This is a genomic window from Pandoraea sp. PE-S2T-3, assembly GCF_002179965.1.
Taxonomy (GTDB): domain Bacteria; phylum Pseudomonadota; class Gammaproteobacteria; order Burkholderiales; family Burkholderiaceae; genus Pandoraea.
Window position 1 is genome coordinate 182,712 of sequence record NZ_NGUQ01000033.1, and the last position, 21,239, is coordinate 203,950.

Consider the following 21,239-nt stretch of genomic DNA (forward strand, 5'->3'; position numbering starts at 1 on the left):
ACGGTGAATGACAACCAATCTACTAGTTGGTTGGCAAATTGTCAAATCGATACTTGGAGTCCGTGTGCCCCAAGATCGCGCGCCAATAGGCGGGCCGATGTCATCACATCTCGTCGACGGCCGTCGCGGCCGTGGGCTGCCCGTTGCTCTGCTCCAACGAGAAGCGATTGCGCGTGTCGACGTAGAAGCTTGCACCGAAGCGTCCGACCGGGAAGTAGTTCTGCAAGCGCACGCGCCAGTTTTCCGTATCGATCAACTCGTCACGGGCGTGCATGCGCTCGACGCGGCCGATGAAAATGTGACGGCTTGGTGTCTCCAGCGTCTCCCACAAGGTGCATTCGAACGCAACCGGCGCTTCGGCGATGCGAGGCGGGGCCACGAGGCTGCTTGGCACGGGCGTGAGCCCGGCATGCGCGAGTTCGCTCTCGGTCGGCGGCAGGCGCTCGCCGCACGCGTGCATGCGGGCAGTCATCGCCTCGTCGGTCAGATGCACGACGTATTCCCGGTCGCGCAGGATGTTCGTGGCAGTGTCCTTGAGCGAGTCGTCGTCAAGCCGGTTGATCGAGAGCATCAGAATCGGCGGCTCTTCACCGAGCATGTTGAACATCGAGAACGGCGCCGCGTTGACCGTGCCGCCCTCGTTGATCGTCGTGACCAGCGCGATGGGGCGCGGCACGATCAGGCTGGCCATCAGCTTGTAGCGCTGATACGCGGTGATTTCACGGAAGTCGATTTCCATGCGATGTCCTCAGGCGCGTTTGCGGGCGGTGCGTTGGGGGCTAGTGCGTTTGACTGGCACGGGCGACGGGGCGTCGTCGACCGCGGCGACCTCCGGCAAGCCGAGCAACGACGCCAGACTCTTCTGCCCGCGCATCCGAGTGGTCTCGATGCGACGCTCAAGCTCTTCGAGATGCGACTGCATGCGGGCGATGGCCCCTGCGGCGTCGCGTTGCTCGATGCACGCCACGATCGCGGCGTGTTCGTCGTGTTCGCACGGTGCATAGCCCGGCGGCTCGTACAGTCCGACGATGAGCGAACAGCGCGAAATGAGTTCGGTGAGATAGCGCTGCAACACGGCATTACCTGCCAGCGCGGCGACTCGCAGGTGGAAGTCGCTCGCCAGCCGCGCCCATGACGGCTGATCGAAACGGTGCATGGCTTCGTGCTCGGCATCGAGTTGCCGGCGCAGCATGGCGAGGTCGTCTTCGGTCACGCGCGATACGGCAAGCTCGACCAGCGAACGCTCCAGCGCCCGCCGCGCCTCGAAAATCTCACGCGTCTCCTCGGGTGTCGGCTCGGCGATCACGGCCCCTTTGTTCGGACGCAACGTGACGATGCCGTCATGCGCCAGACGCTCAAGCACGCGGCGCACGACCGCACGGCCCACGTCGAACAGTTGGCAGAGTTCCGGCTCGGGGAGCTTGGTGCCGGGCGTGAGACGGTGCGCCAGCACGCCGTCGACGATGGTGCGGTAGATGTTCGTCTCGATGCGCGTCTCGGCGCTCTGCTCGTCAGCATCGTTGGCGACGGGCGAGTGCAACGAGAGCAGACGGGCTTCGGTGTCCTGCACGGCCGTCGCGTTGGTGGCACCGCGGCGCGCGCGGGGGGACGTGGGTTTGGAAGTGGCTGGCATAAGCGACAAGGGCGACAAGGGCAATAAGGTCGAGGTCTGGCAATCCGGGCAATACGGCTTGAGCGTCATGATGCGCTCATCCCATGACGGTGTCAGGCTGGTCGACGCTGACCGAGGCGACGTGCGAGGCAATTTCGCCGGGCGTCGCAATCCAGATCTCGCCGCGCTGCGCCGCTTGCGCGATGAGCGTCAGCGCGCGCCGCAGATGCCGAAGCCGATACGGTTGCCCCACGAGATACGGATGCAGTGCAATCCCCATCACGAGCGGCTGCCCGCGCGTAGGGTGCTCGGCCTGCGCGTACATCTCGTCAAAGTTATCGACAATCATGTCGGCGAAAGCCGCACCATCCATCTGACGTCCGACGATCATGGGGATGTCGTTCACCTCCTGCGGATACGGCACCGACCACAGCGTGCCGTGAGCGGTGCGCATGCGCACCGGGCGGTCGTCGTGACACCAGTTGAGCGTATAGCGGTAGCCCGTGCGCGAGAGCAGATCCGGCGTGTGATGCGTCTCCGATATCCATGGCGAGAGCCACCCGGTCGGCGTATGGCCGGTTGCCTCCGTCAGACGCGCGCGGCAATGCGCCAGCAGATCGTGCTCGTGCGCGTACTCGAAGTCGCTTTGCCGATGCGCATTGGTATGGCCGTGCCCGATCAGTTCGTGTCCGCGCGCCACGCACGCGTGCACAAGCTCGGGACAGTGATCGAGCAACGACGTATTGAGGACAGCCCCCACAGGCATCGACAGGTCGTCGAAGAGATCGAGACAACGCCACGCGCCGACCCGATTGCCGTATTCGCGCCAGCTGTAGTTGAGCACGTCCGGCTGCGGCGAGGCGGGGCCGAGATTCGCACCTAGCCCTTCTCCGAAGGCGAAGTGCTCCAGATTGAAACCGAGATAGACGGCCAGCCGTGCGCCGTTGGGCCAGCGATACGTGTCGCGCGCCGTGATCGGCAGATAGTCGAAGCGGTCGTGCGAACGAAGTGCGCCGAAGCGCGTGTCGTCGGTCACCACGTCATCGCGTTCCGGAAGAGTCAGGGCAGAAGTCATCTTGTGTCGTCGTTGCCATTGGGCGTCGCGAGAGGCTCAAGTTCTGAGGCCGTTCATTCGTCGTCGGTGTATTCGTGAGCCGTCTTGAAACATTGGCGCACCGCCGCAGTGCGGGCGCGTTCCGAATTGGCGCAAAACACATCGTCTACGAACGCTACACACAATCGTTCGCAATTTCGATGCCAGATCGTCAACACGTTGCCATTCATATCGTGCAGACCGATATCGAAGAAATGTCGACGAGGTGGCACACCTCTTGCGTACGGGCTGCATATCACGGGCGGTGCCCGATGCCGGGCAGTGGTCCGCCCTTTTGATTCGCTTCTGATTCGCTTTCGATCCGCCTTCGAACTGTCGTCTGCGCCCTTACGGAGATTGCTCATGTCTGCCTCTGCACGTCCCAACGCTGCCCTCACTGCCGATATCGCTGGCTCGACGCCGGTATCCGCCCTATCCCGCTCCCGCCGCCAGTGGCTTCGCACCGGAGTCCTCGCACTGACGGCGGCCGGCATGTCGTTCGCGAGCATCACTAGCTATGCGGCGGACACGGTCAAGATCGGCCTCGTCACCGCGCTCTCCGGCCAGTCGGCGCGCGCAGGTGAAGCGCTCACGCGCGGCATGACGATCGCCATCGACGAGATCAACGCGAGTGGCGGCGTGGTCGGCGGCCGCAAACTCGAACTGGTGCGCCGCGATGACGAGGGCAACCCCGCCAAAGGCGTGCTCGCCGCACGCGAGCTGATCTACAAGGACAAGGTGGCGGTGCTCTTCGGCGGACTGGATACGCCGGTCTCGATGGCCATCGTGCCGATCGCCAATCAGGAGAAAGTGCCGTTCATGGGGCCGTGGGCCGCCGGCACGCCGATCACCCGTAACGGGGCCAATCCGAACTATGTGTTCCGCGTGTCGGCCGTCGACGAGATCGTCGACGGGGCGATGGTGAACTACGCGCAGCAGACGTTCGGTGCGAAAAAGCTCGGCCTGATTCTCGTGAACAACCCGTGGGGCGAGTCGAACGAGAAAGGCATCGTCGCGGCACTCGCCGCCAAGGGCATGAAGCCCGCCGCCGTCGAGAAGTTCGAGGCGAACGATGTGGACGTCACGCCGCAACTGGGGCGCCTGAAGGCTGCTGGCGCGGACACCTTGCTGATGGTCGGGAACGTCGGTCCGTCGGCACAGGTGGTGAAGTCGCTCGACCGCATGGGCTGGAAGGTGCCTATCGTCTCGCATTGGGGCCCCGCAGGCGGGCGCTTCACCGAGCTGGCCGGCCCCAACGCCAAGACCGTGCACTTCGTGCAGACGTATAGCTTCTTCGGCGCGACGTCGCCGGTGAGCACACGCGTCGTCGCCGCCCTCAAGGCGAAGTATTCGGACATCAAGGGCGCCGACGACATCACCCCGGCCGTGGGTGTCGCCAATGCCTACGACGCGATGCGTCTCACCGCGCTCGCCATCGACAAAGCCGGTTCGACCAACGGCGATGCGATCCGCACGGGCTTCTACAAGATCGACCGCTACGACGGGCTCATCAAGACCTACGTGAAGCCTTTCAGTGAGCAGCAGCACGACGCGCTGTCGGCACAAGACTACGTGTGGGCGCAGTTCATCGACAACCGCATCGTGCCGGTGGCACCGGCGGGCGCGAAAGTCGCGGCGAAGTAAGTCACACCGTTGGGCTAACGAACGGGCGCCGCGATGCGGCGTCCCGGAGGACTTTTCATGCAATGGATCTCGGCGCTGGTCGCCGGCCTGGGGCTCGGCAGTATGTACGGCCTCATGGCGCTCGGCTTTCATCTGACGTTCGCCGTGAGTGCGACGGTCAATTTCGCGCAGGGCAGCTCGATGATGCTGGGCGCCGTGCTGGCGTACACGTTCGCACAGACGCTCGGCTGGCCGATGCCGCTGGCGATCGTCGCGGCACTGGTTCTTTGCGCCGTCTATGGGCTGGTGGTCGAACGGCTTGCCGTGCAGCCGTTCGTGCGGCGCGGATCCAGCGCATGGCTGATGGCGACCGTGGCGCTGGGCATCGTGCTCGACAACCTCGTCATGCTGACGTTCGGCACGGAGCCGCGCAGCCTGCCCTCGCCGCTTGCACAAAGCTCGCTGCAAATCGGTGACGCCGGTCTCGGCGTCTATCCGTTGCAACTGCTGATCCCGGTCGTCGGTCTCGCACTCGCCGCGCTGCTGCATTACGTGTTGCGCCGCTCACGCTGGGGTGTCGCTATGCTCGCCGTGGTGCAGAACCGCGACGCCGCCCGCCTCATGGGCATTCCCATTCAACGCACGATCGCCGCAGCGTTTGCCGTCTCGACGCTGCTCGCCGGTATCGCGGGCGTGCTGATCGCGCCGCTGTTCAACGTGCAGGCCGATATGGGGACGGTCTTTGGCCTCAAGGCGTTCGCCGTGGCAATTCTCGGCGGCTTGTCGAGCGCGTGGGGCGTCATGATTGCCGGGCTGCTGTTCGGTGTGGCCGAAGCGATGATCACCGCGACGCTCGGGTCGGGCTACACACAAATCATCACGTTCGGTCTGGTCATTGTGTTGCTGGCCATGCGGCCGGACGGCATTTTCGGTCGCGCGGAGGTGCGCAAAGTATGAGTGACTCTCCTTTGCGACTGGCGTCGCAGCCTGCCGTCTCTCTCTCGCCGATGAAGACGCAGCCCTCGCGTGATGGTCTGGCCCTTGGCGCTGTACTTGCCGTCGCGCTGCTGGCGATGGCCGGTGCCGCATGTGTCGTGAACGGCTATTTCGTGGTGGTGATCGCCGGCGTGGCGTTGCTGGCCATCTGCGGCGTGGGTCTGAATCTTCTGCTGGGTCTGACCGGACAGGTGTCGTTCGGCCATGTCGGCTTCTATGCCATCGGGGCGTACGCCGTGGCCATTCTGACGACGCAGGCGGGCTGGCCGTTCTGGCCCGCGTGGCTGGCGGGTGGCGTGATTGCGGCGCTCACCGGTGGATTGCTCGCGTTGCCTGCGCTTCGCGTGCGCGGGCCGGGGCTGGCGATGGTGACGATTGCGTTTGGCTTCATCGTGGAACATGGCGCGGTCGAGTGGCGTGCGTTGACAGGCGGTCAGAACGGCCTGATGGGCGTGCTGCCGCCGGGTGTCTTCGGTATCGCAGGCAGCGAGCGTGTGGTGGCGGTAGCGGCTTTAGTCGTGCTTGCTGTCTCGTTGCTGATTTACGCACGCATCTCTCGTGGCGCGTGGGGCGCGGCCATGCGAGCCGTGCGCGATAGCGAAACGGCGGCGGCATCGATCGGCGTCAATCCTATTGTCGTGAAGGCGGTAGCGTTCGCATTCTCCGCAGCGCTCGCCGGACTTGCGGGCGGGTTGTTCGCACCGCTGCAAGGCATGGTCACGCCGGGCATGTTCTCGTTCCTTCAGTCGATTCTGTTCGTCCTCGTCGTGATGATCGGCGGCGCGGGCACGATTGCCGGGCCGCTCGTCGGTGCCGTGATCGTCGGACTGTTGCCGGAGTTTCTTGCCAGTCTTGAGAACCTGCGCCTGTTGTGTTTCGGCGTGTTGTTACTGGTGGTGTTGTGGGGGGCGCCCAACGGCGTGATCGGGGTGCTGGGAAATTGGTGGACGTCGCGCAGACGTGCCGAACCGGGCGACGCCAGCATCGGGATGACATCCACATTGACCTTGCCGGTGCTCGCGCCATCGCAGCGCAAGGGGCTCGCGGCGCAAGGGTTGACGATGACCTTCGGTGGCGTGAAAGCCGTAGCCGATCTCTCGTTCGAATTGCCTGCGGCGGGCGTGACCAGCCTGATCGGCCCGAACGGTGCGGGCAAGTCGACCGTGCTCAATATGCTGTCCGGCTTCTACCGGCCGCAGTCGGGCACGCGCTCGCTCGGCGGGGACGGACTTGCGGCACGCGGTGCTTGTGACAGCGCGCGACACGGCGTGGCGCGCACGTATCAGACATCGCAACTGTTCGCGGGCATGAGCGTGCTCGATAACGTGACGCTGGGGTTGAGTGCGGGGCGTCTGGGGGGATTGCTCGGCGTCGCCCGCATGCGAGGCAAGTCGCAACGCGATGAGGCGATGGCATTGCTGCGCGCCTGCGGCTATCACGGCGACGTCAATCTGATGGCGGCCGATCTCGCCCACGTCGACCGTCGTCTTGTGGAGATCGCGCGGGCATTGGCGACGCGTCCGACAGTGTTGCTGCTCGATGAGCCGGCCGCCGGTCTGTCGACGCAGGACAAGGCACAACTGGGCAAACTGCTGCGGCAGATTGCCGATAGCGGCGTGGCGGTGGGCCTCGTCGAACACGACATGTCGCTGGTGATGGGCGTATCCGATGGCATCGTCGTGATCGACGCGGGGCGATTTCTCGCGCAAGGCACGCCTACAGCGATCCGTCACGACGAGCGCGTCCGTCAGGCTTATCTTGGCGCAGCGTCTGCGGATGCTGCTAAGCCAGTCGGGCGCGCGGCCGCGACCACGCCGGAAGTGCTCGGCGTCGGCAAGCTGACGGCGGGCTATGGTGCCGCGCCCGTGATGCACGACGTGTCGATTCAAGTGCGAGACGGCGAACTCGTCGCGCTGCTCGGCGCCAATGGTGCCGGCAAGTCGACCCTCATGCGTGCGCTGGCAGGCCTGCATCGCCCTGTCAGTGGCGGCATCACGTTCAATGGCCACGACCTGTCACGGCTCGATGCCGCGAAGATCGCCGCCATGGGGGTGGTGCTGGTGCCTGAAGGGCGTCAGGTGTTCCCGGAATTGTCGGTGCTGGATAACCTTCGGCTCGGCGCGTTCCCTTGCGGACGTTTGCCGCGCGCGACGCTCGACGCCCGTATCGCGCAGATGTTTGCACGGTATCCGCGTCTGCACGAGCGGCAACATCAGCGTGCCGGTCTGCTCTCCGGTGGCGAGCAACAGATGCTGGCGATCGCGCGCGCTCTGATGTCGTCTCCGCGTGTGCTCTTGCTCGACGAGCCGTCGCTCGGCCTCGCCCCGAAGGTGATCGCTGAATTGTTCGCGTCGCTCGATGCGTTGCGCCGTGAGTCGCTGTCGATGCTGCTGGTCGATCAGATGGCCGTCATGGCGTTGTCGATTGCCGACCGTGGCTACGTGCTTGAAGAGGGGCGCGTGACGGTCAGCGGCTCGGCGATCGAGCTTGCTGCCGATGCGCGTCTCGCCGCCGCGTATCTCGGTGGCGAGCATGAAGCGGGAGCGGCCGCATGACCGCGCGCGACGTGGTGAATATCGCTACCTCGGCACCCGCCAGCGGGCGGGCCGGGCTGGTCACGAGTCCGCATGCGCTGGCGAGCATGGCAGGCCGTGACGTGTTGCAACAAGGCGGCAACGCCATCGAAGCGGCCATCGCCATCGCCGCGATGTTGTGCGTGACGATGCCGCACTTCACCGGTCTCGGCGGTGACGGTTTCTGGCTGTTGGCCGACGGTACGTCAGGCAGCAAGGCACCGCTCGCCATCTCCGGCATCGGGCAAGCGGCACGCCATCTGCCGTCTGAATTGCTGAGTGGCGATGCGATCGCTGTGCGCGGTCCGGCGTCCACATTGACCACAGCGGCGACGGTCGCGGCGTGGGAGGCGGCGTATCGCGTCAGTCGCGAGCAATGGGGCGGCACGTTGTCATGGGCGTCGTTGCTCGCACCGGCCATCGCGGCGGCGGAAGATGGCTTCGCGACGAGTCGCTCGCAGGACTTCTGGTATTCGTATCGCGCTGCCGAAATGGCGGATGCGGCGACATGGCACGGCTTTGCGCAGACGTTTCTGCCAGACGGACGTGCGCCTGCCGCAGACGAATCGTTTCGGCAACCGGCACTAGCAGCGACATTGCGTCAGCTTGCCGATGGCGGGCCACGTGAGTTCTATGAGGGCGAGTTGGCCGCCCGCCTGGCAGACGGCTTGCAGGCGGCGGGTTCACCGCTCACGCGCGAGGATCTTGCTGCCACGCGGGTGCACGTGTCGGACGCATTGACGATGCCGTATGGCGACGGTGTGTTGGCAACATTGCCGCCGCCGACGCAAGGGGTAACGACGCTACAAATCATGGGGATTCTCGCGCGCTTGGGGCTGAAAGATTGTACTCACGGCAGCGCGACGTATTACCACCGGCTCGTGGAGGCGGTGAAGCAGGCGTTTATCGATCGCGACCGGTACATCGCAGATCCGGATTTCGTGGATATTCCCGTCGCGACGATGTTGTCGGACGAGCATCTTCGCGCCGCAGCGTCACGCATCGACGATCAGGTAGCACTCGACTGGCCGCATCGTTTTCGCGAAGGCGACACGGTGTACTTCGCGGCGACGGATGCGGCCGGACGCGCGGTGAGCGTGCTACAGACGATCTACTTCGACTGGGGCAGTGGTGTGATGGCGGGCGACACAGGGGTGCTGTGGCACAACCGGGGCGCGGCGTTTCGCCCGGCGGGCAGTGCACATCCGAATGCGCTGATGCCCGGCAAGCGGCCCTTTCACACGCTCAATCCCGGCATGTACCTGAAAGATGGGCGAGCGCGATTGCTGTATGGGACACAGGGGGCGGACGGACAGCCACAAACGCTGAGCGCACTGCTTACCCGATTGATCGATTACGGGATGTCGCCACACGAAGCGTTATCCCATCCGCGCTTTCTGCTAGGCCGGACGTTCTCCGACAGCCGGGACAACCTCAAGCTTGAGAGCGACGCAGGGGACGCGGTGTTTGTGGCGCTCGCTGAACGGGGGCATGCAGTAGCGCCATTGCCGAGGCATAGTCCGCTGGCGGGTCAGGCCGGGGTGATTGCTATTTCGGAAGACGGTCTCGCGAGTGGTGCGCATGACCCGCGTAGCGATGGGGCGGCGTTGGCGGTGTAGCCCTGTACGGGCCAGACCCGCCGACACCTAGCCTTCGACATCGGATCGCGCGCGAACGTCGAGCATGTAGCCTTCCCCACGAATCGTCCGCAGTAACCGTGGCTCCTTGATGTCCTCTCGTAATTTATGCCGCAGCCTCGATATCTGTACGTCAATGCTGCGATCAAACGCATCGATGGATTTCCCTCGGGCCGTATCCATCAAGTACTCACGGCTTAGCACGCGTCCCGGCGCGGAAAGAAAGGCGTTCAGCAGTCGAAATTCCGCGTTCGAAAGCGGAATAACCGTGTTATCGGGCGCAATCAGATGGCGACCGATCAAGCTCAGACGCCATCCCGCGAACTTCCGCTCGTCCTTGGGTTCGGGTATCGCCCGCGCCTGCGCACGGGTGCGGCGAAGAATCGTCTGAATTCGCGCTACCAGCTCTCGCGGTTCAAACGGCTTCACGACGTAATCGTCCGCACCGAGTTCCAGACCGACAATTCTGTCGGTCATCTCGCCACGCGCGGTGAGCATCACAATGGGAATTTCCGACGAGGTGCGCAATTCCCGGCATAACGTCAGACCATCGCTGTCGGGAAGCATCAGGTCGAGCACGACGATGTCGATATCGTTGTGCTCGAGCACGTCGTGCATCTCCTCCCCACTGGCCGCCTGCATACAGGTCATGCCAAAACCGGCAAGACAATCACAGAGCAGAGTCCTTATCTGCGCATCGTCATCGACTACAAGTACGTGCGTTGCCATGGCTTTTTCCTCTTCTCATCCACCGCCGCGTCGATTCAGTGTCCCCAAGTTCCGGATTATCGGCGACAAACGTGCCGGCAATCTTGCGGCTTTGTTGCAGTCCTGAAACATTCGGCGCGATCCTATCGCTTCGGCTATGTATCAAACCCGATACAAAGTCGAGATGAAACAGAAATACCCGCGCCGTAACGTGACTCCACACAAGACCTATGCAGGTAGGAGACACGTAGTCCATGAATTACGCTCAGCCCAAACCACCCGCTCGGCGGCTGCTCGGCATCGGCGTGGCACTGCTGCTGCACGCCCTGATTCTGTATGCCTTGCTTAGCGGGCTCGCAACGCGTGTTGCGACGATCATTCAGGCGCCCATCGAGACGCGAATCATCGAAGAAATCAAACCGCCGCCCCCGCCTCCGCCGCCACCCCCGGTAAAGAAGATCGCCCCGGCGCCGCGCCCCGTCGTTCAGCCCAAGGCTTACGTACCGCCGCCCGAAGTTCAGGTACAAGCCACCCCGCAACCCAATGCCGTGGCCGTGCAGACCGACAAGCCCGTCCCCACGACACCGGTTGCACCACCGGCGCCTCTTGAGAGCAAACCCGTGGCAGGCAACGTCGGCGTCGTTTGCCCAAACTCCGCGCAAGTCCGTGCCGCCATCCGATACCCGCGTGAAGCGCTGCGCGACAACATCACCGGCAGCGTACTCGTCGAGTTCGTTGTTGGCACCGACGGGCAAGTCAAACAACTTCGTGTCGCTCGATCGGCAGCCCCCGTGCTGGACCGAGCCGCGGAGAGCGCGGTGCGGCAATTTCAGTGCGTCGCGCAAGGCCAGGAAGTCCGCGTCCAGGTGCCGTTCGATTTTCAACTCAATTGAGGCGGTCTTCAACCGCCCCCCTCTGAACTCACGTCAAGGAGACGACCATGCTTCAGTTCCAGTATCGTGCCATGCCCCGTAAGCGCCGCGTTATGGCGCTTATGACAGTCGTATCGACGATCGCGGCGTTCGCCTCGTTGAGCGCACACGCAGCATCGACCGTAACCAACCCCTACGGGCTGCAAGCGCTATGGGAAGGCGGCGATATGATCGCTCGCGGGACCCTGCTCATCCTCGTGATCATGTCCATGGGGAGCTGGTACATCATCGTCGCCAAACTGCTCGAACAGGCCAAGGTCCTGCGTCGTGCCCGTGCCGCGGAAAAGACGTTCTGGAATGCCGCGTCGCTCTCCGAAGGCGTCCGGTCGCTCGATGCGGGAAGCCCGTTTCGATACATTGCGGAAACCGCGCTGTCTGCCCGAGATCATCACAACGGCGCACTGCTCGATCAGGTCGATTTGAATACTTGGGTCGCGAGCGCCATCGAGCGTGCGATGACCGGCGTATCGAATCGCCTTCAGGATGGGCTTTCGTTCTTGGGCACGGTCGGGTCAACAGCGCCTTTCGTTGGCCTTTTCGGCACCGTCTGGGGCATCTATCACGCGCTCACCGCAATCGGCATTGCGGGCCAAGCCTCCATCGACAAGGTCGCGGGACCCGTGGGAGAAGCGTTGATCATGACGGCAATCGGTCTGGCGGTCGCCGTTCCCGCCGTGCTCGGATACAACTGGCTTGTCCGTCGCAACAAAGCGGTCATGGAGCGTGTGCGCGATTTCGGCCGCGAAATACACAACGTGCTGCTCACCGGTAAAACGACGGCGTCCGCCATCGTGGCGACCCGGTCGTCTCAAGTCGCGCGCGTGGGGTGATGCCATGGCGATATCCCTGTCTGGCGGGAGCGGTGGCGCAGAGCACGACGAGGTCATGGCGACCATCAACACGACGCCGCTGGTCGACGTCATGCTGGTGTTGCTCATCATCTTCCTGATCACGATTCCCGTGGTCTCGCACACCGTCCCCGTCACGCTTCCGAAGGAAGCCGTTCAACCCTTGCAGACCACACCGCAGAACGTTGTTCTTGCCGTGACAAGCGACGGCGAGGTGTATTGGGACGAGCGACGTATTCCCGACGCCGCAACGTTGCTGGACAAACTCAAGACGGTCGCTGTATTGACGCCCCAACCCGAAGTGCATATTCGCGGCGATCTCGACGCTCGCTACGCCGCGATCGGACGGGTGGTCCTGGCATGCCAGCGTGCGGGCATCGCCAAAGTCGACTTCATCACCGAAGCGCCGCCGCGCCAATAGCGCGCGAGACGCCCTACATCAGGAGACTTCCATGGCAATGACCATGCCATCGGGCGCTGACGAAAACGGCGACATCATGGTGGAGATCAACACGACGCCGCTCATCGACGTCATGTTGGTGCTGCTGATCATGCTGATTCTCACCATCCCGATTCAGACGCATGCCGTGAAACTCGACATGCCCACCCCTTCCAATGCCTCACCGCCGACGCCTCCGCTCGTCGTGCAAGTCGACGTCGATGCGAGCGGAGTCGTGGCATGGAACGGCTTGCCGCTTAGCGACCGCGCGCAATTGGAGACCCACCTTGCCGAAGCCGCATCGTCCACACCGCCAACTGAGCTTCACCTTCGCGCCGACGCGACGGCACCCTATCGGTCGGTCGCCATGGTCATGGCGTCGGCGCAGCGGCTAGGGGTGACGCGCATCGGGCTGGTTGGCAACGAGCGCTTCGCGCAATGACATCACGTCGGAGCGCCGATGTCCTCACGCGCTGACGCACTCAATACTGGACTTCAAATGTTCGATTCGAATACCGAAAGGCCGCGGTATGCACCAACGTCAAGCCGCGAGCGATATGCGGGGATCGGGGCGTGGCTCGGACTTCTCGCCCTCGTCCTCGTGACGTTTTTCGCCAACGTCGATCGCCAGATGCTGGTGCTATTGGCCGAACTCATTCGCACCGAGTTCGGCCTCGCCGATATTCAGGTGGGGCTTTTGCAAGGCGCTGGCATTGCGCTATTTGCAGGTGCGGCAGCCATTCCGATCGGATGGCTCGCAGACCGCGTGGATCGTCGTGCCGTGCTGGTACTCTGCATCCTGCTCTGGAGCGCCGCGACCGCCGCCTGCGGTTTCGCGACCGGATTCTGGACGCTCTTCATCGCATCGATCGGCCTGGGCATCGGCGAAGCAGGCCTCATGCCTATCATCTACGGCTTGCTCCCCGACCTGTTTCCGGCGCGCCAGCGCATCCTCGCCAACTCGGTCTTCGCACTGGTCAATCTTCTCAGCGCGGGCGCGGGCATGGCACTGGGCGGGTTACTCATCCAGGGGATCGACACCATGCATGGCGTATTGCCCTTCGGTCTGGGAAACGCGTCCACGTGGCGGATTGCATTCTTTGCCGTCGCGATCCCCGCGCCTCTGCTGGTATTGATTGTCGCGATGATCCGGCCCGGCTATGCCCATTCGGACACTCAGCGCTCGACCGGCAACGTGCCGGTGCCTGGGCTCGCCGCGGGTGAATACTTTCGCCGGGAGATGCCGATGATGATTCGCTTTTTCGGTGCCATCGCGCTGATCAACATGGCCTTTGCCGGTATCACCACCTGGATGCCGGTCGTCGCCGTCCGCTTCTTTGGTGCAACGCCTGCGACGGCCGGTGCCGGACTGGGCAGCGCGGCGATGACAGGTAGCGTCTTCGGATGCGCGCTCGGTTGGCTGCTCGCTCGCCGCCTGAGTTCGCGACTCGGCGTGCTCGCCCCGCTACGCGTATGTGAGTGGGGGGCCCTGGGGGCATGCGTCGTCAGCCTCGGGTATCTGATCGCACCATCCGTGTCCTATGTCTACGTCCTGTTCGGCGCTCAATTCATGTGCGTCGTGGCAGGCATGATCATGTTTCCGGGACTGATGCAGAGCATTTGCCCGCCTTATCTAAGGTCGAGAGTGGCGGCCATCGGTGTGCTGACGACGGTGCTGATGCAGTCCGGCAGTCCTGTGGCCATTGGCCTGATGTCGGATCACTTGCATCGCACCGAGTCCGGTCTCATATGGGCCATCGTTGCCGTGGCGTTGCCCGGATTCATCGTGGCCTGCCTCCTAATGCGCGGTGCGGCCAATGCCGTACGTCTTGCCATCGAACGCTACGCCTGAGCGCCAATGACCATTCCCTGCAAGCTTTCCGTTCGTATCGAACAGTGGCCGCTGGCCACCCCCTTTCACATCTCGGGCCACACGGTCGACGCGGCCCGCGTCCTGGTTGTCTCGTTGCGATCCGGGCAACACAGAGGCCGAGGAGAGGCCGCTGGCGTCTACTACCGTGGAGAAACGCCTGAGGGCATGGCCGAGCAGATTGCCGCCGTACGCCCCCTGATCGAGCGAGGCATTTCCCGCGAGGCCCTCATCGGGTTGCTGCCTGCCGGCGGTGCGAGAAACGCCCTCGACGCGGCGCTATGGTCATTGGCCGCTCAGCGCTGTGGCATGACGGTCGCACGACTGGCCGGACGCGCCCGGCTGCGCCCACTACGGACGTCATTCACCGTCGGTGTTGATGCCGCTCCCGCCATGGCCGAGGCGGCGCGTGGCTTCGAGGGCGCCGTTGCGTTGAAGATCAAGCTCGACGGCAGCGCAACCGACGTAGATCGACTTGTCGCGATTCGCGCGGCTTGCCCTGGCGCTGCGCTTTCCGTCGACGCTAATCAAGGGTGGACGCAAGAACACATGGTTCGGATGCTGCCGGTCATGCAGCACGTTGGCGTCGACCTGCTCGAACAACCCCTGCCGACAGGCGAGGATGAGTGCCTTGAATCCATGCGATATCCGATCCGCCTGGCGGCAGACGAATCGTTTCAGGATCTGGACGATCTCGCCACGGTCGCCCGCCGGTACGACGTCGTCAACGTCAAGCTCGATAAGTGCGGCGGCCTCACACGTGCACTCTCGCTGGTCGCGCCGATTCGAGAGCTCGGACTGTCGGTCATGGTCGGATGTATGCCCTGCACATCGCTGGGTGTGGCCCCGGCCTACATTCTGGGGCAGCAGTGCGACCGGGTAGACCTCGACGGGCCCTGCTTCCTGGCTGAGGATCGCGCGCCCTCGTTCCAATACCTGAACGGTTATCTGCAAGGCCCCGAGAGCGTCTGGGGTCGCGATGACGCCCCGTATGAAATGCATTGATCCAGGAGGATGGCCGTGTCGGCACAGGAACAATTTGACGGTACCGCTCTGAAGGCGCTGTTTGATCCGTTCAACCGAAGCGATTCACCGGGCGTCGTCGCCGCCGCCGCCATTGACGGCGAGGTCGTATTGCGCGAGGCCTTCGGTATGGCGGACGTTGGACTGGGACTGGGTTTGAATGTGCGGACCCTGCTGCGTATCGGATCGACGAGCAAGCACATGACTTGCCTCGCGGCCTTGCTGCTCCGGGAAGCGAAAGCGCTGGATATCGATGTGCCGGTACGCCGCTATTTGCCGGAACTGACCGGGGTCGCCGGCGACGCGACATTACGCGCGTTCATGTTCCACACAAGTGGCCAACGGTGCGCGCTCGACGTATCGCTCCTTACTAACGGGTTGGCGGTGCCGCAGACCGGCTACCTGCTCGACATCATGCGCCGGCAAACTAGTGTCAACTTTCCCACGGGCGAGCGGATGATGTATTGCAACGGCGGATATCACCTGATTTCGCTGGCCATCGAGCGTGTCAGCGCACAACCTCTTGCGGCGTTTCTCGCCGCCGAAGTCTTTGACCCATTGGGCATGAACGATACGTTTCTCCTGCCCGACGACTATCGAATCCACGGCCATATGGCCGCCTGCCATGTCCAAAACGGCGAGGGTACTTACGATCGGGGGATATTTCCTTCGCGAGAAATTCTCGGTGAAGGCGGTGTCGTCTCGTGCGTGGACGACATGCTGAAATGGTGTTCGCATTTGCGTGGCGAAAAACGCATAGGAAATCCCGACACATGGGACCTGATGTTCTCTTCGCCCATCTTCTCCAGTGGTCTACGCAGCGATTACATGATGGGCTTAAGGCGCTCGCAATATCGCGGATGCGAACTGATCCAGCATGCGGGCGGTGTCGTGGGCGGATCGTGCCAGATGCTCTGCGTCCCCGAGCACGGCATCGATATCGTGTTGCTTGGCAATGGGGCAATCCCGGCGCCGGCCGCGTTTTCGCTTCGCATGCTCGACATTCTGTTGGCGACCCCGATGAAGTGCTACGCCGTTCCAACGCCCGCCAGCACCGGCCGCTGGCCCGGACGCGCGGGGACCTATCGCGAGGTGAACAACGACATGGTGTACGACATCGCCGATCGCGCCGGAGACATGACGCTTAGCGGGCCGCTTGAACCGAGCAACCCAATGCTCTATCCGTACGATCGCGCCGAAACTGGCACGTGCGAGTTTTCCTTGGAATCGAGTGGCGACGGCACCTTTCTGCTTCAGTGGGGAAGCGCCGTCAATCCGGATGATGCCGAGGCTTTGCGCATCTCTCATTGCGGCCACGCGGCAATCTATCGGCGCGTCGAGGTATCGGCGTCGGTAAGCGTCGAAGTTATCGATTCGCTAAGTGGCGCCTATGCGAGCGAAGAAGCCGATGCTCGCGCTACGCTGCGCCCTTCGGTATTGGGAGATGAATCGCGTGACGACGGTTGCGCGATTATGTCGCTCGAGATAGTGGGACGCGCGGGCGAATGCCACTACGACATCTTTCCAGTCGACGTCGATCTTTTTCGCTTCTCGCCCCGCGCCCCGAATGCCGTCAGAACGGGAACGCTTTCCATCGTGAGGCACCCCGGCACGGGACGTGTCGAGGGATTTTCCGTCAACACCAACCGCACTCGAAACCTTCGATTTGCCAAGTCTTGAGCGGACACGGCAGATACCGCAGAGCGCATCGCAGAGGTGGGAACTGACGTTCACAGTTGTTCTCAGTTCCCACCGCCCCCCACCGTCCCCCAACGTCAGTCAATACGAGAGAACGCCAGCCCCCGCGTGCGGGATGTGGAGAGCGAAAAGCGGATGGCCTTGTCTGCGCTGCGCTCCACCCGTGCCGTGCCCGTCGAGAGTGCCGAAGCATCGGCAGGCGCAAAGGTCCAGACATCGCGGGTTATCGCACTCAGGCGATAGCGCACACTTCCCGTAGCGCCGCGAATGGCCAGCGTCAACATCCCGTCCTCGATTGAGACGACGGCGTGGGCGTCGGCATCGTGGCTAAAGTATCGACCACAGATTCCGTCCATTTCCAACGCCTCATCCGGCAGGACAATGTCGTATCGGCGCAGAGTCACGGCATGCCCGCTCTCGATGACATCGATGGCCGAAACGTCGCCTGCCGGCGTACGCGCATGCGGCACCACACGAGTCTGCGCACCCGCACCATCGTCGATCCGGTATCCGAGCTCAGCCGCGATGAGTGGTTGCGGAAGGTGTGTCTGATTATGTGTCGTTGCGTACCAACCGTCGTCCCGCTCGATGATTTCCACCCACTGAAGCGGGTCGACGGAAAGATATTTCCCGCGCAAACCGGGATTGTCCGACGTCTGTGCCGGCCCTTGCCGCGGCGGACCGAGGACGTCATCGCCAAGGACGATATCGACAATCTCGGTCGCCAGCGCGACGGGATCGACTGGGGCGCCGTTGCTCATCAGCACAATATCCAGAGCATGTGAGGGAACCGTCAACATCTGACTGCATCCACCAAAAACGCCGCCCGCATGATGAATGGTTTCGACGTTACGATATCGGGTGCGTATCAGGCCCAGCGCGTAGACACCGAGTTCTCCGCTCGAATACCGAGGCATCGTCAGCATTTCACGCCACGTCTCGGGACTACCCAGCTCGGTGGGATGACGAAGATGTCCGGCCCACTTCAACATATCGTCGATCGTGGAAACGATACCGCCCTCCCCCAGTACATCGACACTCGGAAACAGTCCGCGCAAATACCCGCCATCGCCGTCAGGAACATGCTGTGTGGCCATGCGTGGCCGGATCCGCAAATCGTCACTGACGGATTCCGTGTCGTTCATGCCCATCACGCGGAAAATCCGCTGCTTGAGAAACCGTTCGAACGACATGCCGCTGACGCGCGCAATGACCTGCGACAGGAGGTGATATCCCCCGTTGCAATAGATCATGCGCTCGCCCGGCGGGAAATTGACATCCTGCTGACGAAGCTCGATCGCCAGCGGTACACCCGGCCCGATCGTGGCAACGCCTTGCGTCATCACTGACAAGTCCAGATAGCATCGATAGCCACCGGTATGCGTCATCAACTGCCGCAGCGTTGGCGCCCCCTTCAATTCCGGCAATTCGGGAATATAAGTGCGCACGCCCGCGTCGATATCCAGTTTGCCGTCCTCTGCGAGCAGCAAGGCCGCAAGACACGTGAAATGTTTGCTGGTCGACCCGATCCGCATGCGGGTCGCCGAAGTGTTCGCGACGCTGTGTTCGAGGCTCGTCATGCCAAAACCCTTGCGGTACAGTGCCCGCCCTTCATGGGCAACACCGACCACGAGCCCCGGCGCGTCGCCTCGGTTGAACTTCGCCAGATGGGCATCAAGGCGAGCGTGCAGGTCTTTCTGCTGCAAAGTCATTGAGAGTCTCCGGTATTCGGTCATGGGATTCAGAACGGCACGGTGAGCACAGCGCCGATAGTGCGCGGCTGTGCCACGCTGACCAGCGCCGGCCCGCCGAGTGGCATCAGTGCGGTGCCTGCGGCCAGGAGCGCGCGGCGGTCAAACAGATTGCGCACGTAGAAGTTCAGACTGGCGCGGCCGAAGTCGATGCCCGCCTGAAGGTCGGTCACGGCATAACCCGGCAGCGGGTAATCCGGCCGGCCGCTGCTGCCGCTAAATCCAGAGTGGCGACGGCCGACGAATCGTTCGCTAAAGCCGACGTACGAGGCGTACGTCCCGAGCGAGAAGTGGTAGGTCCCGGTCAGCGTGGCCGAGAACTTCGCCGAGTTCGGCAGCGGGTCGCCCGATTGCGTCCCAGTTGCGGCGTTGCCTTGCGTCAGCTTGGCGTCGATGTAGGAAAAGCCCAGGCCAAAGCTCCAATGCCGATCAGGGCGGAAGCTGCTCGCCAGCTCAAACCCTTTAACGCGTGCATTACCCGCGTTGAGCACCTGATTGACGCCGTCCACAGCACCGAGCTGCTGAATGTTTTTCCACTCGATGTCGTAAACCGTGGCTGAAAACGAGAGACGTTTGTCGAACAAGTCGGCCTTGTAGCCTGCCTCGTAGGTCCAAAGCGTATCGGGCTGAAACGTTGGATTGCCATTGCCGGGAAGCCCTGTGATCGGGCTGATGAGCTGTGCGTTCGGCCCACCGGGACGATAGCCGCTGGCCGCGCGAACGTACACGTTGCTGTTATCGGTTAACCCATAGCTGGCCGTCAGCATGTAGGTCTTACTGGTGTCGGACGACGGCGACGAAGTCGATTGCGGCGGGCCACCCAGAAGCCCCGACGTGGTTTGATCGTAATTCTGCTGGTTGTGGGCAATTCTGACGCCACCCGTGAGTGCCAGACGTGGCGTCACGTGGTACGTCAAATCGCCATACGCCGCGTATTCGGTGTAGGTACTCGGTGCCACCAGCCCAGAGAGGGTGGCCTGCGTCCCGTTGGGGAATCCCGCGAGAATGCCTTGATCCGATTCACTTCGTTCTCGGGTAAAGAAGAGCCCGCCTAACCATTCGAGGCGTTGGTTCGCCGCCGATGTCAGACGAAACTCTTGCGTCACCTTGTTCGTTTTCGCAAAGTTTGCCGCGACGACCGAGTTCAAATTGAGCCCTTGCGCAGCGAGCGCCGGCACGTAGACCATCGACAGATCCTGAGGCTGGTCTGTCTTGACCGATTGATACGACGTGATCGAGTTCAGGCGTGCCCAGCCGAAGTCGTACTCCAGACCGAGCGAGTAGAGCTGAACGTTTTGATGGAACGGTTCCGGGGCAAAAACGCGCGTTGTCAGGTCGCCATCGACAGGCTGGCCACTCTTGTCGTAGGCAACGTAATTGGGCGCGTTGCGATTGATGTTTTGCGTGATCGCGCTCAGACGCACCGTGAATTGACTCGTGGGTGTCAACAGCAAAGACGCGCGCGCGCCGTACGTATCACCTCTGTCGATGCGGCTCCCCGCCTGCGGGCCAACGGCGTCGATGTAACCGGCATCATGCTGGCTAAACGCCGACACACGCACGGCGGCTACGTCGTTCTTGATTGGAATATTCAGGACCGCGCTGGCCGTATTGCCAATGCCGCCGTGCTTCGTCGACGACATGCCAAGGCTCGCCTGCCCGGAGAATTCGTTGGTATCCGGCTCGTTCGTAACGTACTTCAACAACCCGCCCATCGCCCCTGCGCCGTAGAGCGTGCCCTGCGGCCCGCGCAGCACTTCGATGTGATTCAGATCCAGCAGGCTCATGTCCAGCGCGAACGAGGCGCCTTGCGAGAAGAGCGTGCTCCCCCCGAAGGCGACATCATCGACGTAGACACCCACGGTGGGACCGGTTTGTTCACCGGTCGTCACGCCGCGCATGCTGATCTGTCCGGCACCGCTTCCGCCTTGTGTGTTGAGATCCACCCCTGGTTCGCCCGCCAGAAAATCGGACATCGTCTTCGCGCCACTCTTCTGCAACTCGTCCGCCGAAATGACGTTGATCTGCATCGGCACTTCGCGCGCGGGTTCGCGACGACGCGTGGCGGTCACCACCACGGTGTTGAGTGTCGCGCCGTCTTTCGCCGACGCTGCGGTCTTGGTTTCTGCGCTTTCTGCGGTATTGCCCGGACTTGCGTTGGTCTGCGGTGCCGGGTTAGCGCTCTCCGCGTCGGCACTCACCGCCGACGCCGCACCGGGCAGTGCTACGGTTTGCGCATGTCCAAAGGCCGTCGCCAGCCCCAGCAGCGAACCGACCAACCAGGTGCCTCCGCGCGGACGCAGCCTGAATCGGTGCAAAGTGACTGCGGTATGCCTGCGATGTTGTCTGATTGCCACTGTCGTCTCCTCCGGGATTTCCGCACTTCGGTCATCACGAATGCCTTCGCGGTTTGGATCGTTTAGCGTTGTGTATCCA

General features: G+C 62.9%; 17 protein-coding genes. 11 read left to right on the plus strand and 6 right to left on the minus strand.

Annotated features, from left to right (window positions below):
* Nucleotides 1-103: 103 nt before the first annotated feature.
* The 3 genes from CDV46_RS19715 to CDV46_RS19725 all read right to left on the minus strand — a co-directional run bounded on the left by CDV46_RS19715 (nucleotide 104) and on the right by CDV46_RS19725 (nucleotide 2,687).
* Entirely contained in the window at nucleotides 104-739 is a 636-nt protein-coding gene (locus tag CDV46_RS19715; protein ID WP_087724425.1) for a flavin reductase family protein, read from the minus strand.
* A gap of 9 nt (nucleotides 740-748) precedes the next feature.
* Nucleotides 749-1,633 (minus strand): GntR family transcriptional regulator, encoded by an 885-nt coding sequence (locus CDV46_RS19720; RefSeq protein ID WP_087724427.1) that lies wholly within the window; start codon nucleotides 1,631-1,633, stop codon nucleotides 749-751.
* A gap of 76 nt (nucleotides 1,634-1,709) precedes the next feature.
* Nucleotides 1,710-2,687, minus strand: a complete 978-nt coding sequence (locus CDV46_RS19725; RefSeq protein ID WP_087724429.1) for a polysaccharide deacetylase family protein — start codon at nucleotides 2,685-2,687, stop codon at nucleotides 1,710-1,712.
* Nucleotides 2,688-3,197: 510 nt separating this feature from the next.
* Between CDV46_RS19725 and CDV46_RS19730 the strand changes: the two genes are divergently transcribed.
* Genes CDV46_RS19730 through CDV46_RS19745 form a run of 4 tightly spaced genes read left to right on the plus strand, consistent with a single transcriptional unit; the run spans nucleotide 3,198 to nucleotide 9,516 of the window.
* On the plus strand, nucleotides 3,198-4,349 hold the full coding sequence (locus CDV46_RS19730) for an ABC transporter substrate-binding protein (protein WP_087724431.1): 1,152 nt from the start codon (nucleotides 3,198-3,200) through the stop codon (nucleotides 4,347-4,349).
* Between the two features lie 57 nt (nucleotides 4,350-4,406).
* Nucleotides 4,407-5,285, plus strand: coding sequence for a branched-chain amino acid ABC transporter permease (locus tag CDV46_RS19735; protein WP_087724433.1), 879 nt, complete (start codon nucleotides 4,407-4,409; stop codon nucleotides 5,283-5,285).
* A complete protein-coding gene (locus CDV46_RS19740) occupies nucleotides 5,282-7,879 on the plus strand; it encodes a branched-chain amino acid ABC transporter ATP-binding protein/permease (RefSeq protein ID WP_087724435.1) in 2,598 nt (865 codons plus the stop codon). The genes CDV46_RS19735 and CDV46_RS19740 overlap by 4 nt, the downstream gene beginning before the upstream one ends.
* On the plus strand, nucleotides 7,876-9,516 hold the full coding sequence (locus CDV46_RS19745; RefSeq protein ID WP_087724437.1) for a gamma-glutamyltransferase family protein: 1,641 nt from the start codon (nucleotides 7,876-7,878) through the stop codon (nucleotides 9,514-9,516). The genes CDV46_RS19740 and CDV46_RS19745 overlap by 4 nt, the downstream gene beginning before the upstream one ends.
* A 27-nt stretch (nucleotides 9,517-9,543) precedes the next feature.
* Here the strand turns inward: CDV46_RS19745 and CDV46_RS19750 are convergent, their stop codons facing one another.
* A complete protein-coding gene (locus CDV46_RS19750; protein ID WP_058375385.1) occupies nucleotides 9,544-10,263 on the minus strand; it encodes a response regulator in 720 nt (239 codons plus the stop codon).
* Nucleotides 10,264-10,496: 233 nt separating this feature from the next.
* Here CDV46_RS19750 and CDV46_RS19755 point away from each other — a divergent pair, with 233 nt between their 5' ends.
* From CDV46_RS19755 to CDV46_RS19785, 7 genes are all read left to right on the plus strand, one after another.
* Entirely contained in the window at nucleotides 10,497-11,135 is a 639-nt protein-coding gene (locus CDV46_RS19755) for an energy transducer TonB (protein ID WP_087724439.1), read from the plus strand.
* Between the two features lie 101 nt (nucleotides 11,136-11,236).
* The gene (locus tag CDV46_RS19760; RefSeq protein ID WP_254916145.1) at nucleotides 11,237-12,004 is read left to right on the plus strand and encodes a MotA/TolQ/ExbB proton channel family protein; all 768 of its coding nucleotides are present in this window, start codon (nucleotides 11,237-11,239) and stop codon (nucleotides 12,002-12,004) included.
* Nucleotides 12,005-12,008: 4 nt separating this feature from the next.
* Nucleotides 12,009-12,443: an ExbD/TolR family protein gene (locus CDV46_RS19765; protein ID WP_087724441.1), complete on the plus strand. Its 435-nt coding sequence runs from the start codon at nucleotides 12,009-12,011 to the stop codon at nucleotides 12,441-12,443.
* Between the two features lie 31 nt (nucleotides 12,444-12,474).
* A complete protein-coding gene (locus tag CDV46_RS19770; RefSeq protein ID WP_087688589.1) occupies nucleotides 12,475-12,903 on the plus strand; it encodes an ExbD/TolR family protein in 429 nt (142 codons plus the stop codon).
* A gap of 57 nt (nucleotides 12,904-12,960) precedes the next feature.
* Complete coding sequence (locus tag CDV46_RS19775) at nucleotides 12,961-14,313, plus strand: MFS transporter (protein WP_087724443.1); 1,353 nt, start codon at nucleotides 12,961-12,963, stop codon at nucleotides 14,311-14,313.
* A gap of 6 nt (nucleotides 14,314-14,319) precedes the next feature.
* The gene (locus CDV46_RS19780; protein WP_087688591.1) at nucleotides 14,320-15,336 is read left to right on the plus strand and encodes a dipeptide epimerase; all 1,017 of its coding nucleotides are present in this window, start codon (nucleotides 14,320-14,322) and stop codon (nucleotides 15,334-15,336) included.
* Nucleotides 15,337-15,351: 15 nt separating this feature from the next.
* Complete coding sequence (locus CDV46_RS19785) at nucleotides 15,352-17,034, plus strand: serine hydrolase domain-containing protein (protein WP_176399127.1); 1,683 nt, start codon at nucleotides 15,352-15,354, stop codon at nucleotides 17,032-17,034.
* Between the two features lie 95 nt (nucleotides 17,035-17,129).
* Here the strand turns inward: CDV46_RS19785 and CDV46_RS19790 are convergent, their stop codons facing one another.
* Together CDV46_RS19790 and CDV46_RS19795 are read right to left on the minus strand one after the other, a co-directional pair.
* Entirely contained in the window at nucleotides 17,130-18,764 is a 1,635-nt protein-coding gene (locus CDV46_RS19790) for a serine hydrolase domain-containing protein (RefSeq protein ID WP_087724447.1), read from the minus strand.
* A 29-nt stretch (nucleotides 18,765-18,793) separates the two neighbouring features.
* On the minus strand, nucleotides 18,794-21,082 hold the full coding sequence (locus CDV46_RS19795) for a TonB-dependent receptor (RefSeq protein ID WP_254916132.1): 2,289 nt from the start codon (nucleotides 21,080-21,082) through the stop codon (nucleotides 18,794-18,796).
* Between the last annotated feature and the right edge of the window lie 157 nt (nucleotides 21,083-21,239).